Source organism: Caballeronia sp. LjRoot34, assembly GCF_964253815.1.
Lineage (GTDB): Bacteria > Pseudomonadota > Gammaproteobacteria > Burkholderiales > Burkholderiaceae > Caballeronia.
In genome coordinates this window covers 3,872,840-3,888,238 of sequence record NZ_CAXUSB020000001.1, presented here as the reverse complement: position 1 = coordinate 3,888,238, position 15,399 = coordinate 3,872,840, and the positions used below count along the sequence as shown (strand labels likewise).

17 protein-coding genes are annotated in these 15,399 nt (G+C 59.7%); all 17 read left to right on the top strand.

Translation table 11 applies throughout. The annotated features are described in order from the left end of the window. Position 1 precedes the first annotated feature (1 nt). The 17 genes from thiE (at position 2) to hisH (ending at position 15,291) form a co-directional block, all read left to right on the top strand. Entirely contained in the window at positions 2 to 1,063 is a 1,062-nt protein-coding gene (gene thiE / locus ACSQ36_RS17460; RefSeq protein ID WP_436183207.1) for a thiamine phosphate synthase, read from the top strand. A gap of 117 nt (positions 1,064 to 1,180) precedes the next feature. Beyond that, positions 1,181 to 1,999, top strand: coding sequence for an ABC transporter ATP-binding protein (locus ACSQ36_RS17455; RefSeq protein WP_213767145.1), 819 nt, complete (start codon positions 1,181 to 1,183; stop codon positions 1,997 to 1,999). Further along, entirely contained in the window at positions 1,996 to 2,763 is a 768-nt protein-coding gene (mlaE, locus tag ACSQ36_RS17450; RefSeq protein ID WP_213767146.1) for a lipid asymmetry maintenance ABC transporter permease subunit MlaE, read from the top strand. Before ACSQ36_RS17455 ends, mlaE begins: the two co-directional genes overlap by 4 nt. Positions 2,764 to 2,881: 118 nt before the next feature. Further along, the gene (mlaD, locus tag ACSQ36_RS17445; protein ID WP_436182832.1) at positions 2,882 to 3,448 is read left to right on the top strand and encodes an outer membrane lipid asymmetry maintenance protein MlaD; all 567 of its coding nucleotides are present in this window, start codon (positions 2,882 to 2,884) and stop codon (positions 3,446 to 3,448) included. A 97-nt stretch (positions 3,449 to 3,545) separates the two neighbouring features. Beyond that, entirely contained in the window at positions 3,546 to 4,460 is a 915-nt protein-coding gene (locus tag ACSQ36_RS17440; protein WP_213767148.1) for an MlaA family lipoprotein, read from the top strand. Positions 4,461 to 4,582: 122 nt separating this feature from the next. Further along, positions 4,583 to 5,212 (top strand): MlaC/ttg2D family ABC transporter substrate-binding protein, encoded by a 630-nt coding sequence (locus ACSQ36_RS17435; protein ID WP_213767149.1) that lies wholly within the window; start codon positions 4,583 to 4,585, stop codon positions 5,210 to 5,212. Continuing rightward, positions 5,206 to 5,481, top strand: a complete 276-nt coding sequence (locus tag ACSQ36_RS17430; RefSeq protein ID WP_213767175.1) for an STAS domain-containing protein — start codon at positions 5,206 to 5,208, stop codon at positions 5,479 to 5,481. The genes ACSQ36_RS17435 and ACSQ36_RS17430 overlap by 7 nt, the downstream gene beginning before the upstream one ends. Before the next feature lie 1,224 nt (positions 5,482 to 6,705). Then, entirely contained in the window at positions 6,706 to 7,632 is a 927-nt protein-coding gene (locus tag ACSQ36_RS17425) for an ABC transporter ATP-binding protein (protein ID WP_436182831.1), read from the top strand. Then, entirely contained in the window at positions 7,629 to 8,384 is a 756-nt protein-coding gene (locus ACSQ36_RS17420) for an ABC transporter permease (RefSeq protein ID WP_213767151.1), read from the top strand. The genes ACSQ36_RS17425 and ACSQ36_RS17420 overlap by 4 nt, the downstream gene beginning before the upstream one ends. A 41-nt stretch (positions 8,385 to 8,425) precedes the next feature. Beyond that, on the top strand, positions 8,426 to 8,665 hold the full coding sequence (locus ACSQ36_RS17415) for a BolA family protein (RefSeq protein WP_031362176.1): 240 nt from the start codon (positions 8,426 to 8,428) through the stop codon (positions 8,663 to 8,665). A gap of 134 nt (positions 8,666 to 8,799) precedes the next feature. Further along, complete coding sequence (gene murA, locus ACSQ36_RS17410; RefSeq protein WP_436182830.1) at positions 8,800 to 10,068, top strand: UDP-N-acetylglucosamine 1-carboxyvinyltransferase; 1,269 nt, start codon at positions 8,800 to 8,802, stop codon at positions 10,066 to 10,068. Further along, positions 10,065 to 10,757, top strand: a complete 693-nt coding sequence (gene hisG / locus ACSQ36_RS17405) for an ATP phosphoribosyltransferase (RefSeq protein WP_158934227.1) — start codon at positions 10,065 to 10,067, stop codon at positions 10,755 to 10,757. Before murA ends, hisG begins: the two co-directional genes overlap by 4 nt. A gap of 42 nt (positions 10,758 to 10,799) precedes the next feature. After that, positions 10,800 to 12,125, top strand: a complete 1,326-nt coding sequence (gene hisD, locus ACSQ36_RS17400; protein ID WP_213767153.1) for a histidinol dehydrogenase — start codon at positions 10,800 to 10,802, stop codon at positions 12,123 to 12,125. An 82-nt stretch (positions 12,126 to 12,207) separates the two neighbouring features. Beyond that, positions 12,208 to 13,278, top strand: a complete 1,071-nt coding sequence (gene hisC / locus ACSQ36_RS17395; protein ID WP_213767154.1) for a histidinol-phosphate transaminase — start codon at positions 12,208 to 12,210, stop codon at positions 13,276 to 13,278. A gap of 29 nt (positions 13,279 to 13,307) precedes the next feature. Continuing rightward, positions 13,308 to 13,895 (top strand): imidazoleglycerol-phosphate dehydratase HisB, encoded by a 588-nt coding sequence (gene hisB, locus ACSQ36_RS17390; protein ID WP_213767155.1) that lies wholly within the window; start codon positions 13,308 to 13,310, stop codon positions 13,893 to 13,895. Positions 13,896 to 13,988: 93 nt separating this feature from the next. Next, a complete protein-coding gene (locus tag ACSQ36_RS17385) occupies positions 13,989 to 14,609 on the top strand; it encodes a MarC family protein (protein ID WP_213767156.1) in 621 nt (206 codons plus the stop codon). A gap of 31 nt (positions 14,610 to 14,640) precedes the next feature. Further along, on the top strand, positions 14,641 to 15,291 hold the full coding sequence (gene hisH / locus ACSQ36_RS17380; protein ID WP_213767157.1) for an imidazole glycerol phosphate synthase subunit HisH: 651 nt from the start codon (positions 14,641 to 14,643) through the stop codon (positions 15,289 to 15,291). The last annotated feature ends 108 nt before the right edge of the window (positions 15,292 to 15,399 follow it).

Sequence of the window (15,399 nt, the reverse complement as noted above, 5' to 3'; positions counted from 1 at the left end):
TATGGCATTGCTGGATAAGGAAGTATTTTGGCCCCCGGCGGATGAATTGCTGGAAGCCGCCGAGCGAATCCGGCGGCGGCTGGGCGAGTGGCCGGCGGGATCGAAGACATGGCGAATCTGCTTGAGCGAGCCGGATCATCCGCGCTCGGATGATTTGATCGTAGATGGCGGCGTTGAGCCGTTGCCGGAGGGAGTTGGGCGTCTGGAGGTAGAAGCGGGGAGCGCGACGCTGCATCTGGATAACGTCGAGTACACGCTGGAGGGCGAATGGTCGGACGATTGGCCGGCGGCGCTGGCCGCGTTCCTTGATTGCGGTTTCGAGCCGCACGACGCGCTCGTGCTGGCGCTTGCGTGGCGCCCGGCCAATCTGGATGAACTCGACGCGTGGCCCGTCGATTTTTCCACGTTTCCGAAGGTCGGGAAATTGCCGGCGGCCCCTTCAAAGCCTTTCCCCCATTGTCCCGACAGGTTGGGCCTATATCCCGTCCTGCCGAGCGCGGAATGGGTCGAACGGGTTCTCGATCACGGCGTCCGAACGGCGCAATTACGCCGCAAAACCACCGATTCCGGCGATTTGAAGCAGGAAATCGAACGGTCGGTGGCGGCGGGCGCGAAGCACGAGGCGCAGCTTTTTATCAACGATCATTGGCAGGAAGCCATCAAGGCCGGCGCGTACGGCGTGCATCTCGGGCAGGAAGACGTGGAGACTGCCGACTTGAACGCGATCGCCGAAGCGGGCTTGCGCCTGGGCCTGTCGACGCATGGCTACTATGAAATGCTGAAGGCGCTGCATTTCAAGCCGAGCTACCTCGCGCTCGGCGCGGTGTTCCCGACCACGACGAAAATCATGCCAACGGCGCCACAAGGTTTGTCGCGTTTGACACGTTATGTGCGCTTGCTCGACGGCATCGTGCCGCTCGTTGCAATTGGCGGCATCAACGGCCCGGTTTTGCGACAAATTATTTCAACCGGCGTGGGAAGTGCAGCAGTCGTGCGGGCCGTTACAGAGGCGCCGGATCTGGGTGCCGCCATTTCTGCGCTGCAACAGGAATTCGGGCGATAATGCGCCGGATTCGGGAAAATATTCAGCCGTTAAACCAACCGAAGGGGGCCCCCACGACACCCGTTGCGTAGAGGCCCTATAATTCGGCCCTCTTGTGTAAAAGGATTGTCAGCCTTCGTGTCAGCTTCTCCCGAGACCTTGCTAGAGCTTCGCGACGTCGATTTCGGCTACGGCGACCGGCTCGTATTATCGAACCTGAACATGCGCTTCAAGCGCGGTCAGGTCGTGGCTGTCATGGGCGGTTCCGGCTGTGGCAAGACGACCGTGCTGCGCTTGATCGGCGGCTTGGTGAAGGCCAAACGCGGCCAGGTGTTGTTCGGCGGCAAGGACGTCGGCACCCAGAGCCGCGACGGCCTTTACGCGCTTCGCCGCAAGATGGGGATGCTGTTTCAGTTCGGCGCGCTGTTCACCGACCAATCCGTATTCGATAACGTCGCGTTCCCGCTGCGGGAACACACCGATCTCCCCGAAGAACTCCTGCGTGACCTCGTGCTGATGAAGCTCAACGCGGTTGGTTTGCGGGGTGCGCGCGATCTCGCGCCGTCGGAGATCTCGGGCGGCATGGCTCGCCGCGTGGCGCTTGCCCGCGCCATCGCGCTGGATCCCGAACTGATGATGTACGACGAGCCCTTTGCCGGCCTCGATCCCATTTCGCTCGGCATCACGGCTAATTTGATCCGCACGCTGAACAGCGCGCTGGGCGCCACGTCCATTCTGGTGACGCACGACGTGCCGGAATCGTTCGCCATTGCCGATTACGTGTATTTCATCGCGAACGGCGGCGTTCTGGCTGAAGGCACGCCGGCGCAGTTGCGGGCGTCCCAGGAACCGTCGGTTCGGCAGTTTATCGACGGTACGCCGGACGGTCCGTTCAAATTTCACTATCCAAGCACGACGCCGCTGGCGGCGGACTTTGGACTCGGAGCAAAAGCATGATCAGCGCCATCGGACGGTCGGTGCTCGGCAGCTTCGGCACGATTGGTTACGCGACGCGCATGTTCCTGCGCCTGGTCGTCGAATTCTTTCCGTTGATGCGCCGGCCGCGCCTTGTCACGAAACAGATCCTGTTTGTCGGTAACTATTCGCTGTTGATCATCGCGGTTTCGGGCTTGTTCGTGGGTTTTGTGCTCGGTTTGCAGGGTTATCTCACCCTCAACCGATACGGCTCCGAGCAAGCGCTCGGCCTCCTGGTTGCGCTGTCGCTGGTGCGCGAACTCGGGCCGGTGGTGACCGCGTTGCTGTTCGCGGGTCGGGCAGGAACCTCGCTGACGGCGGAAATCGGCCTGATGAAAGCCGGCGAGCAGCTCACTGCCATGGAAATGATGGCGGTCGATCCGCTCAAGGTGGTGGTGGCGCCGCGCTTCTGGGCGGGCATCATCGCCATGCCGATTCTGGCCGCCATTTTCAGCGCGGTCGGCATTTTCGGCGGTTATGTGGTCGGCGTGCTGATGATCGGCGTGGATTCGGGCGCGTTCTGGTCCCAGATGCAAGGCGGCATTGACGTATGGAGCGACGTAGGCAACGGCGTGATCAAGAGCCTGGTGTTCGGCTTTGCCGTCACGTTCATTGCCCTGTTCCAGGGTTATGAAGCCCAGCCGACGCCGGAAGGCGTTTCGCGCGCGACCACGAAAACGGTGGTGTACGGCTCGCTGGCCGTGCTCGGGCTGGATTTCCTGCTGACCGCGCTGATGTTCAACTGACTACTCCGGGCCGGACCGCGACGCTCTTTGTGTCGCGATTCGGTTCACCGGTTCGTGGACGTTGTGAAGGGCACAGTCCTTCACACAAAAAACTGCGACAAGATTCTTTGGGAAGACGATGAAAAAGACTGCTGCTCTCGACTTTTGGGTCGGCCTCTTCGTGGTGCTGGGCTTCGTGGCGCTGTTATTCCTTGCGTTGAAGGCGGGCAACATGAGCTCGCTGTCGTTTCAGCCGACCTACGCGGTCAAGCTGAAATTCGACAATATCGGCGGGCTGAAGCCGCGTGCGCCGGTGAAGAGCGCGGGCGTGACGGTGGGCCGTGTGGATTCGATCGGTTTTGACCAGAACACGTATCAGGCGTTGGTCACCATCGACCTCGACAAGCAATATCAGTTTCCGAAGGATTCGTCGGCGAAGATCCTGACGTCGGGCTTGCTCGGCGAGCAGTACATCGGCCTGGAGCCGGGCGGCGACGACCAGATGCTCAAAGCGGGCGACACCATTTCGATGACGCAATCGGCGGTGGTTCTTGAGAATCTGATCGGGCAATTCCTGTACAACAAAGCGGCGGATTCGGGCGCATCCAAGGGTCCGGCAACCTCTGCCGCACCTGCTGCAACGCCTGCCGCGCCAGCTTTCCCGGGCGCCGCGAGCGCGATGGGCGCGAGCGCGGCGACTCAATGAGCCGGACTGGCGGTTCCAGATTCCAGGCAGTCGAAGGCGCGCCGATCTCGCAGTACGGGCTTGGCCTTCGGATCAGCATCAATAAGGAGAAGAACAAATGCAGGCAATGCGCGTAAATAGCGCGGCTGTGATAGTCGCGGTGGCGGTGCTTGCCGGGTGCGCAACCGTCACCACGCCGACCAAGGGTGATCCGTTCGAGAGTTACAACCGGACGATGTTCACGATCAACGACAAGATCGATGAAGTCGCGCTCAAGCCGATTGCCAAGGGGTACGTGTACGTTACGCCGCAGCCGGTGCGCGACAGTGTCACAAATTTCTTTGGCAATATCGGCGATATTTATACCGCTGCGAACAATCTGGTGCAGTTGAAGATTGCAGACGGCGTGTCGGACATCATGCGTGTCGTGATGAACTCGATCTTCGGCGTGGCCGGCTTGTTTGATGTAGCGAGCGTTGCCGGACTGCCGAAGCACACCCAGGACTTCGGCTTGACGCTCGGCCATTACGGCGTGCCGGCGGGTCCCTATGTTGTGCTGCCGTTGCTGGGACCGAGCACGGTGCGTGATACGGCGGGTACGGTTGTCGATTATTTCGGCAGCGTGACGAGCTTCGTGGACCCGACCTGGTTCCGTTCCACGCTCTTCGGTCTGCAACTGATCAACACGCGAGCCAACTTGCTGGGCGCGGGCGACGTGCTGGCGGGCGCGGCGCTCGACAAGTATTCGTTCGTGCGTAATGCATATCTGCAACGCCGCCAGTATCTGATCGGCGGCGACAACAGCGCGAGCGACGGCAACGAAGCTCTGCCGAAGTACGAGGATGTAGACAGCGGCGCGGCAGCAGGCGCAGCGCCTGCTTCAGCTACCACTGCGGCGCCGGTTGCGGCTGCGTCGGCACCGGAGGCGGCTTCGGGCGAGACTGCGGCGAGCGAACCCGGTGCGAATACTGTGCGGCCGGACCAGATGGTGCCGCCGCGGATTCCGTCGTTCCCGTCGTTCAGGCTGCGTTAAAGCGTGCAGAATGACGGCCCGGTAATATAACGAAAGCCTTTCGATGGCTGAAAGGGCGTGGAAGATGAACTCATGGTGAACACCACGCTCAAACTCAGGCCACTTTTTTTGCAGAGTCCGTAATGAAAAAACTATTTCTACTTCCCCTGTTTGCCGTGCTGATGGCGTTTTGCAGCGGTGCGTTCGCGCAGGCTGGCGACATGTCCACTCCTGACGGGCTGGTCAAGACAGTCACATCGCAAGTGCTCGATCAGATCAAGGCTGACAAGCAGATCCAGTCGGGCAATATCACGCGCATCACGCAGCTGGTGAACGAGAAGATCCTGCCGTACACGGACTTCACGCGTACCACGCGTCTTGTCATGGGGCGCAACTGGAACACGGCTACGCCGCAGCAACAGAAAGACATCGTCGAGCAGTTCAAGATGCTGCTGATCCGTACGTATTCGGGGGCGCTTGCCCAGGTTCGCGATCAACAGGTCCAGTACAAGCCGTTCCGGGCAGATCCTAGCGACACAGACGTGGTGGTGCGCTCGGTGGTGCTGAACAACGGTTCGCCGATCGAGCTCGACTATCGTTTGTACAAGACGCCGCAGGGCTGGAAGGTTTACGACATCAACGTGCTGGGCGCGTGGCTGATTCAGGCTTACCAGCAGCAGTTCAACGAGCAGATTCAGCAACATGGCGTGGACGGGCTGGTGCAGTTCCTCACGCAGCGTAACCAGCAACTGGCGAGCGGCAAGGCATCGTGAGTCGCTTCGAAACCGCCGCGACGCTCACGCACGAGAGCGCAAGAAGCGCGCTCGACGCGGGTTTGTCGCGGATCGCCGCTGGCGCGACCGAAGTGGATTGCGCGTCGCTCAAGCAATTCGATTCGTCGGCGCTCGCCGTGCTGCTTGCGTGGCAACGCGCGGCGGTTGCGCGTGGCGCGGCGCTTACTGTTGTTAATCTTCCCTCGGGGCTTGCCAGTCTTGCGCAGGCTTATGGCGTGGATTCACTTCTGTCTTTTCGTTCGCACTAGGGGGATGGGTTCCGGGTTCGAGCGTTAGGGGCGGGGTTAGTGCCGGGGTGGTCGGTTCTGGGGTTAGCGGTCGGGGTCAATGCCGGGTTGGTGCTTTCAGCGTTAGTGGTCTGCGAGAGTCGGATTTTCTCTTTATCACTATTAGCCACTGTGCGTGGCGGCACGTCATTTCTTTGTCCAAAGCGACAAAGAAACGAAGCAAAGAAAACGCTTTTAAACCACGCTACCCTAAGTGTCCACAGCGTGCAGTTTCTATTCATAGGTGCCCCAAAAGCACGGTGCTCGCCAGAGCCACGGATGTGTGAAACCCTCCTTCTCCGAACACCGATACCCACACGCTTCGCCACCAGTGATTGAACCTGCCCAAGGGGCACCCCGCGCTATCCGCGGACGACCAACCACCGAATTTGTACACACCTCGAACCACGTCGCCAACCCGCCAAGAAACGAAGCCGCGAAGATGCGGGCGGCCGTAACCGACGAAAATAGCTGTACAGAACGCGCAGCCAATTCACAAAAACTGAGGCAGTAACCACAAGCACGCATCAAGCTGTGGCCTACGAATACGGTCGCACAGACCAGATAGCTAATCCGTCAAAACCGCAGCCGTAAATACCCGTAAGGCTGTGCGGGTTCCTTAGCAATTGTGCTTGCCCGAGAGCGTACGGGGCGAAGCGTGTTCGTGTCAGGATTCGCGAGAAGGAGGGGTTCACACATCCGTCGCTCTGGCGAGCACCGTGCTTTTGGGGCACCTATGAATGAAAACTGCACGCTGTGGACACTTAGGGTAGCGTGGTTTAAAAGCGTTTTCTTTGCTTCGTTTCTTTGTCGCTTTGGACAAAGAAATGACGTGCCGCCACGCACAGTGGCTAATAGTGATAAAGAGAAAATCCGACTCTCGCAGACCACTAACGCCGAAAACACCAACCCGGCATAGACCCCGACCGCTAACCCCAGAACCGACCACCCCGGCATCAACCCCGACCACTACCGCCGAAACCACCAACCCAGCATTGACCCCTAACCACTAAACACCGAAAGCACCAACCCAAACAGAACCCCAAGTGCGAACGAAGACCCCTTGAGCAATCGGCTAACCTCCGCCGCGTTTGGCCTATAATCAACCGTTTTTTCGGCCTGCTATCCGCCTTTCATTTTGTAAAGACCGGTTCCGGTTCCGATCCGCACACATCGAGGCGCAGCCCCGCCGGCGCGCGCACTGTCATGTCAGCCATAGAAATACGCAACGTCAAGAAGCGCTACAAAGAGCTGCAAGCGCTCAAAGGCGTGAACCTCGTCGTCGAAGAAGGCGAGTTTTTCGGCCTGCTCGGCCCCAACGGTGCCGGTAAAACGACCCTCATCAGCATCCTCGCGGGCCTCGCGCGCGCCGATAGCGGAGCCGTCTCCGTGCTCGGCCACGACGTCGTCACCGACTTCCGCCAGGCGCGCCGCTCGCTGGGTGTGGTGCCGCAGGAGCTCGTCTTCGATCCGTTTTTTACCGTCCGCGAAGCACTGCGCATCCAGTCCGGCTATTTCGGCCTGCGCAAGAACGACGACTGGATCGACGAAATCATGGCCAATCTCGATCTCACCGAGAAAGCCGATGTCAACACGCGCGCACTCTCCGGCGGCATGAAACGTCGTGTGCTGGTAGCCCAGGCGCTGGTCCACAAACCACCGGTGATCGTGCTCGACGAGCCGACCGCGGGTGTCGATGTCGAATTGCGCCAGACGCTCTGGAAGTTCATCTCCCGGTTGAACCGCGAAGGCCACACCATCGTGCTGACCACGCACTATCTTGAAGAAGCCGAGGCGTTGTGCGACCGGCTCGCCATGCTGCGTCGGGGTGAAGTCGTCGCGCTTGAACGAACCAGCACGCTATTGCAGCGCTTCGCCGGAATGCAGCTTTCGTTGCGTTTCTCGCAGGGCGTATTGCCCGTCGAGTTGCGCTCGCTGGAAGTCGATTCGCGCGCGGCTTCCGGGACCAACCATTTGTTGCGGCTCGCAAGCTACGACGACGTCGAGCCGATCCTGGCGAAATGCCGCGCAGCGGGCTGCACGTTCGATGAAATCGATGTGCGCAAAGCAGATCTGGAGGATGTGTTCGTGCAGGTGATGAACGAGCCGGAAGTCATCGAGGGCCTTTCATGAGCGGCTTTCGTACCCTGTTCTACAAAGAACTCCTGCGTTTCTACAAAGTTGGGTTTCAAACGGTGCTCGCACCGGTTATCACCGCGCTTTTGTACCTGATGATCTTCGGGCACGCGCTGACAAATCACGTCGAGGTTTATCCGGGCGTGGCTTACACAAGTTTCCTCGTGCCGGGACTGGTGATGATGAGCGTGTTGCAGAACGCGTTCGCGAACAGCTCGTCGTCGCTGATCCAGTCGAAGATCACAGGCAACCTCGTTTTCGTGCTGCTGCCGCCGCTGTCGCACTGGGAAATGTACTTTGCGTATGTGCTCGCGTCCGTCGTGCGCGGGATTGCGGTCGGTTTTGGCGTGTTTATCGTCACGGTGTGGTTCATTCCCATGAGTTTCGCCGCGCCGTTCTACATTCTCGGTTTTGCGATCCTCGGTTCTGCAATTCTAGGAACGCTCGGATTGATCGCCGGCGTCTGGGCCGATAAATTCGACCAGCTCGCGGCATTCCAAAACTTTTTGATCATGCCGCTGACTTTCCTGTCGGGCGTGTTTTACTCCACCCATACGCTGCCGCCGATCTGGCGCGAAGTGTCGCGGCTGAATCCGTTCTTCTACATGATCGACGGTTTCCGATACGGCTTCTTCGGCATGTCCGACGTCAATCCACTCGCGAGCCTTGGCATTGTCGGCGGGTTTTTCATCGTACTGGCTGGAATCGCCATACGCTTGCTGGCAAGCGGTTACAAACTGCGTCATTGATAGCGTCACTCATCAGTTCGCTTAATTTTCAGGAGACTTCCATGTTGCCGACTCCGGAACAAGTGAAGGAATACATTGCTGGCGGCCTCGCTTGCCAGCATGTCGAAGTAGAAGGCGACGGCCAGCATTTCTTCGCGACCATCGTGAGCGACGCATTCGAAGGCAAGCGGCCCATCGCTCGCCATCAACTCGTCTACGCGGCGCTCGGCGACCGCATGCGCGCGGAAATCCACGCGCTGAGCATGAAAACGCTGACCCCGGCCGAGTGGAAACCCGTCTGAGCGTTCCCAACATTTGATGATGTCACCGCATCACCCGTAACCGACTGGCTGAAAATTTAGTGCGATTCACTCAAGACAACCGCAGCGCCGATAACGGCGCTGCAGCAGGAAGCTCCGTAGAAGGAACGCCAAGCATGGACAAACTCGTGATTGTCGGGGGCGCGAAGCTCTCGGGCGAAATCGTGGTATCGGGTGCGAAGAACGCGGCGCTGCCCATTCTTTGCGCCAGTCTGCTCACGGCTGACGACGTGCATCTGGAAAACGTGCCCAACCTGCAAGACGTGCGCACGATGCTCAAACTGCTCAACCAGATGGGCCTGCGTTCCGAATCAGCGAACGGAAAGGTCTGGCTGAATGCATCGAAGGTCGACAACCTGCTCGCGCCGTATGAAATGGTCAAGACCATGCGCGCGTCCATTCTCGTGCTCGGGCCGCTGCTCGCGCGTTTCGGCGAAGCCAAGGTGTCGTTGCCGGGCGGCTGCGCGATCGGCGCGCGTCCCGTCGATCAGCACATCAAGGGCCTGCAGGCGATGGGCGCCGAGATCACGATCGAACATGGGTTCATTGAAGCGCGGGCGAAGCGGCTGAAGGGCGCACGCATTGTCACCGACATGATCACCGTCACCGGCACGGAAAACCTGCTGATGGCTGCGGTGCTGGCGGAAGGCGAAACGGTCATCGAGAACGCGGCGCGCGAGCCGGAAGTCAGCGATCTCGCGAATCTGCTCGTCGCGATGGGCGCGAAGATCGACGGGATCGGGTCGGACCGGCTGGTGATTCAGGGCGTAGACAAGTTGCACGGCGCGCGTCATTCGGTGGTGCCGGATCGGATTGAAGCGGGCACGTTCCTGTGCGCGGTCGCGGCTACCGGCGGCGACGTGACGTTGCGTAACGTGAATCCTTCGTTGCTCGAAGCAGTGATTGAAAAGCTGCACGAAGCGGGTGTATCTATTGAAGAAGGCGAGAACTGGCTTCGTGTACGTATGAACAAACGTCCGACGGCGGTCAGCTTCCGTACGTCGGAGTATCCGGCGTTCCCCACCGACATGCAGGCTCAGTTCATGGCGCTCAACACGCTCGCGACCGGCACGTCGCAAGCGGTGGAAACCATCTTCGAAAACCGTTTCATGCACGTGCAGGAATTGAACCGGTTGGGCGCAAGTATTACCGTCGACGGTAATACGGCGCTCGTGAACGGCGTGCATAAACTGTCGGGCGCGAAGGTGATGGCGACGGATCTGCGGGCATCGGCGAGTCTGGTGATCGCGGCCATGTGCGCGGACGGTGAAACGTTGATTGATCGTATCTATCACCTCGATCGCGGCTACGACCGGATGGAAAGCAAACTGACGGCCGTTGGCGCGAACGTAAGGCGCATCAACGGTAGCGGAGGCGAGCAATGAGTTCGCTGCAAACTTCGCAGTCGTTGAGTTCGGTGCCGGCTAGCGCGATGTTGACGCTGGCGTTATCGAAGGGACGCATCTTCGACGAAACCCTGCCGCTGCTCGCCGCAGCCGGCGTGGAAGTGACGGAAGATCCCGAAACGTCGCGCAAGCTGATCCTGCCGACCACGAACCCGAACTTGCGCGTGATCATCGTGCGTGCAACCGATGTTCCGACCTACGTCGAATACGGCGCGGCCGACTTCGGCGTGGCGGGCAAGGACGTGTTGATCGAGCATGGCGGCGGTGGTTTGTATCAACCGATCGATCTGAATATTGCGCGCTGCCGGATGTCGGTGGCGGTGAAGAATGGCTTCGATTACGAAACCGCCGTGCGCCAGGGTGCGCGGCTGCGCATCGCGACAAAATATGTTGAAGTGGCACGTGAGCATTTCGCAGCGAAGGGCGTTCACGTCGATCTGATCAAGCTGTATGGATCGATGGAACTGGCGCCGCTGGTCGGTCTGGCCGACGCCATCGTCGACCTGGTCAGTTCAGGTAATACATTGCGCGCGAATGATTTGGTCGAAGTTGAAGAAATCATGGAAATATCGTCGCGTCTGGTCGTCAATCAGGCCGCGCTGAAGTTGAAACGCGCCGCGTTGAAACCGTATCTCGATGCGTTCGAACGCGCGTCGGTTGGCGCGTAAAAGTAGAGTAAAGCAGAGCAGGGCAAACAACCGGATACCAGCATGTCTATCAAGATTCGCAAACTCGATTCCAGCGCCAACGGTTTTCACACGGCGCTGCACGCGGTGCTCGCGTTCGAGGCGAGCGAGGACGAAGCCATTGAGCGCTCGGTCGCGCAAATTCTCGCCGATGTCAAAACGCGTGGCGACGACGCTGTCCTGGAATACACGAACAAGTTTGACCGGCTGAAAGCTGAGAACGTCGCGTCGCTGGAATTGCCGCAGGCCGAACTGGAAGCGGCGCTCGAAGGGCTCGTACCGAAACGTCGCGCCGCGCTGGAAGCGGCGGCGGCGCGCGTGCGCGGTTATCACGAGAAACAGCGGATCGAGTGCGGCAGCCATAGCTGGCAGTACACGGAAGCGGACGGCACGGTGCTCGGCCAGAAAGTCATGCCGCTGGATCGCGCGGGTATCTACGTGCCGGGCGGCAAGGCGGCGTATCCGTCGTCGGTGCTGATGAACGCGATTCCCGCGCGCGTGGCCGGCGTGAAGGAAATCGTGATGGTCGTGCCCACGCCCGACGGCGTGAAAAATCCGCTGGTGCTCGCGGCGGCGTTGCTGGGCGGCGTGGACCGCGTGTTTACCATCGGCGGCGCGCAGGCGATCGGCGCGCTGGCCTACGGCACGCAATCCATTCCTGCCGTCGATAAAATCTGCGGCCCGGGTAACGCGTACGTTGCATCGGCAAAACGGCGCGTGTTCGGCACCGTCGGTATCGACATGATCGCGGGACCGTCGGAAATCCTGATTATCTGCGATGCGACCACGGACCCGCGCTGGGTCGCAATGGATCTGTTCTCGCAAGCCGAGCACGACGAACTCGCGCAATCCATCCTGCTGTGCCCGGACGCGACGTTTATCCAGCGCGTGGAAGACGCGATCAACGAATTGCTGCCCACGTTGCCCCGTCGCAATGTGATCCAGCGCTCGCTCGAAGACCGTGGTGCGCTGATCAAGGTCGCCGACATGAACGAAGCTTGCGCGATCGCCAACGACATCGCGCCGGAACACCTCGAAATTTCCGCGCTCGATCCGCATCACTGGGCGGCGCAGATCCGTCACGCGGGCGCTATTTTCCTTGGCCGCTACACGAGCGAGAGCCTTGGCGATTACTGCGCGGGACCGAACCACGTACTACCGACGTCACGTACCGCGCGGTTTTCATCGCCGCTGGGCGTGTACGACTTCATCAAGCGCTCAAGCGTGATTGAAGTCAGCGCGGAAGGCGCGCAGACGCTCGGCGAGATTGCAGCCGAACTGGCGTATGGCGAAGGCCTGCAGGCGCATGCGCGCAGCGCTGAATATCGGATGAAAAATACATCGCAGTAACAAAGCAAAGACGCAAACCGAGTTAAACACCGAGGCGGCCTTAGAGCCGCCCAACGTCCGGCGCCTGGCGTCCGGCAATACCATGACACGACCACAAGACATTCTCCGCCCCGACGTCCTTGCAATGACGTGTTATCCCGTGCCGAATTCAACCGGTCTAGTGAAGCTCGACGCAATGGAAAATCCGTATCGGTTGCCGGCGAAGCTGGCTGCTGAATTGGGCGAACGCTTATCGGACGTCGCCTTGAACCGATACCCCGAACCCCGTCCGACCGCGTTGATCGAGAAGATCAAGCGCGTCATGCAAGTGCCCGCCGCGTGCGAATTGCTGCTCGGCAACGGCTCGGATGAATTGATCAGCATGATGTCGATGGCGTGCGCGAAACCCGGCGCCACCGTCGTCGTGCCGGTTCCCGGCTTCGTGATGTACGAGATGTCGGCGAAATTCGCGGGGCTTGAGTTTATCGGCGTGCCGTTGAACGCTGATTTCACACTCGATGTCGACACGCTGATTTCCGCGATCGAAACGCACAACCCGGCGCTGGTATATCTCGCGTATCCGAACAATCCGACCGGCACGCTTTACGACGACGCGGATATTGAACGCGTGATCGCGGCGGCATCGAACAGCCTGGTTGTAATCGATGAAGCGTATCAACCGTTCGCCCAGCAAAGCTGGCTGCCGCGCGCTGCAGATTTCGACAACGTGGTCGTGATGCGGACGATGTCGAAGCTCGGCCTGGCGGGTATTCGCCTGGGTTATCTGGCGGGCAAGGCGTCATGGACCACGGAATTCGATAAAGTGCGTCCGCCGTACAACATCAACGTGCTGACGCAGGCGGCCGCGGATTTCATGCTCGATCACCTCGATGTGCTCGATGCCCAAGCCGCCGAACTCCGCATTGAACGCTCGCGGTTGGAACTGGCCTTGAAGGCGCTGCCCGGCGCGACCGTTTATCCCAGCGCCGGCAACTTTCTGCTGGTTCGTGTTCCCGATGCTGCTGCCGTCTTCGAAACCCTGCTGACATCGCGGGTTTTGATCAAAAACGTGAGTAAAATGCATCCGTTATTGGCGAATTGCGTGCGTTTGACGGTCGGATCGGCAGAAGAGAATGCGCAAATGATCGCCGCTCTGAAACTCGCGCTGCACTGAAATCTCTTAAAAGTCTCAAAGGAAATACCATGCGCAATGCGGAAGTCGTTCGCAACACCAGCGAAACGCAGATCCGTGTGAAGCTCGACCTGGACGGCACCGGCAAGCAAAAGCTTGCCACCGGTGTGCCGTTTCTCGACCACATGCTCGACCAGATCGCGCGTCACGGCCTTTTCGACCTTGAAGTCGAAGCGCATGGCGACCTTCATATCGATGACCACCACACGGTGGAAGATACGGGTATCACGCTGGGTCAGGCCGTGGCGAAGGCCATTGGCGACCGCAAGGGCATTCGCCGATACGGCCATTCCTACGTGCCGCTCGACGAAGCGCTGTCACGCGTGGTGATCGATTTTTCGGGCCGGCCGGGGCTGGAATTTCACGTCCCGTTCACGCGTGCGCGCATTGGCACGTTCGACGTCGATCTCACCATCGAATTCTTCCGCGGTTTCGTGAATCACGCGGGCGTGACGCTGCACATCGACAATTTGCGCGGCATCAATGCGCATCATCAGGTGGAAACCGTCTTCAAGGCATTCGGCCGCGCGTTGCGCATGGCTGTTGAGCTGGACGAGCGCGCGGCAGGGCAGATTCCATCGACCAAGGGCAGCCTTTAAGCGCCTTCTAAATAACGCGAAACTGGCACATGTCGGGCGTGTTTCCAAGCGCGTCCGGGCCGTCCGCGTCGATACGAGCCATGCCGGCCTGCGATGAATCTACTCAAATCGTTTATTTCGTTGCTCGCGCTGATCAATCCGGTCGGCGCGATCCCGTTTTTTCTGAGCTTGACGACCGATATGTCGAGCCCGGAGAAGAAAAACACGATCCGGATCGCGTCCATTTCGGTCTTCTGCGTGATTGGCGTGACTGCGCTGCTCGGACAGCAGATCATCGCGTTCTTCGGGATTTCCGTCGGATCTCTTGAAGTGGGCGGCGGCATCATCATGTTGTTGATGGCGATCAACATGTTGAACGCGCAAGTCGGCAACGCGCGCTCCACGCCGGAAGAGCGACACGAAGCCGAGATGAAAAGCAGCATCGCGGTCGTGCCGCTCGCCATTCCGCTGCTGACGGGACCGGGTTCCATCAGCACGGTGATCGTCTATTCTGCAAGTGTGGTGCACTGGTATGACCGTATCGGACTGGTCATGATCGGCGGGGTGCTGGCGCTGTTGTGTTTCGGTGCGCTGCGCCTGGCTGAACCCATTGCGAGCTGGGTCGGGCGTACGGGCATTAACATTGGTACGCGCCTGATGGGTTTGATGCTGTCGGCGCTGGCGGTGGAATTTATCGTCAACGGATTGAAGGCGTTGCTGCCCTCCTTGAAATAGCGTTCTGGAACGTGCTGAATTGAATACTTCGATGAAAACTTCGATAGCAATCGTGGATTACGGCATGGGCAACCTGCGTTCCGTGTATCAGGCGCTGCGCAAGGCCGCGCCGGAAGCGGACGTGGCGATCGTCGAGCAGCCCGAAGCAATCCGTGCGGCCGACCGGGTCGTGCTGCCGGGACAGGGCGCCATGCGCGACTGCATGGCGCACCTCGGCGCGTCGGGCCTGCAGGAAGCCGTCATGGAAGCCGCGCGCAACAAACCCATGCTGGGCGTGTGTGTCGGTGAGCAGATGCTGTTTGACTGGAGCCAGGAAGGCGACGCGAAGGGCACGAATGGCCTTGGCCTGATACCCGGCAAGGTCGTGCGCTTCGATCTGGAAGGCCAACTGCAAGATGACGGCTCGCGCTTCAAAGTTCCGCAGATGGGCTGGAACCGCGTGCGTCAGACGCAGCGGCACGCGCTGTGGGACGGGGTGCCCGACGAATCATTTTTCTATTTCGTGCACAGTTATTACGGCGTTCCGGACAATCCGGCGCATACGTCCGGCGAAACCCTTTACGGCGCGCCGTTTACTTCGGCTATCGCTCGGGACAATCTGTTCGCGACCCAGTTTCACCCAGAGAAGAGCGCCGATGCGGGCTTGCGGCTGTATCGAAACTTCGTACACTGGAAACCATGAAGTTCGCGTTTTTGGTGCTGTTTTAGCGGTGATTTGACGTTTTGGCTTATGCCGTTTGCAGCGGCGAGCCTTGCATCACTTGTACTACACTAGCGAGACGGCAGGCAA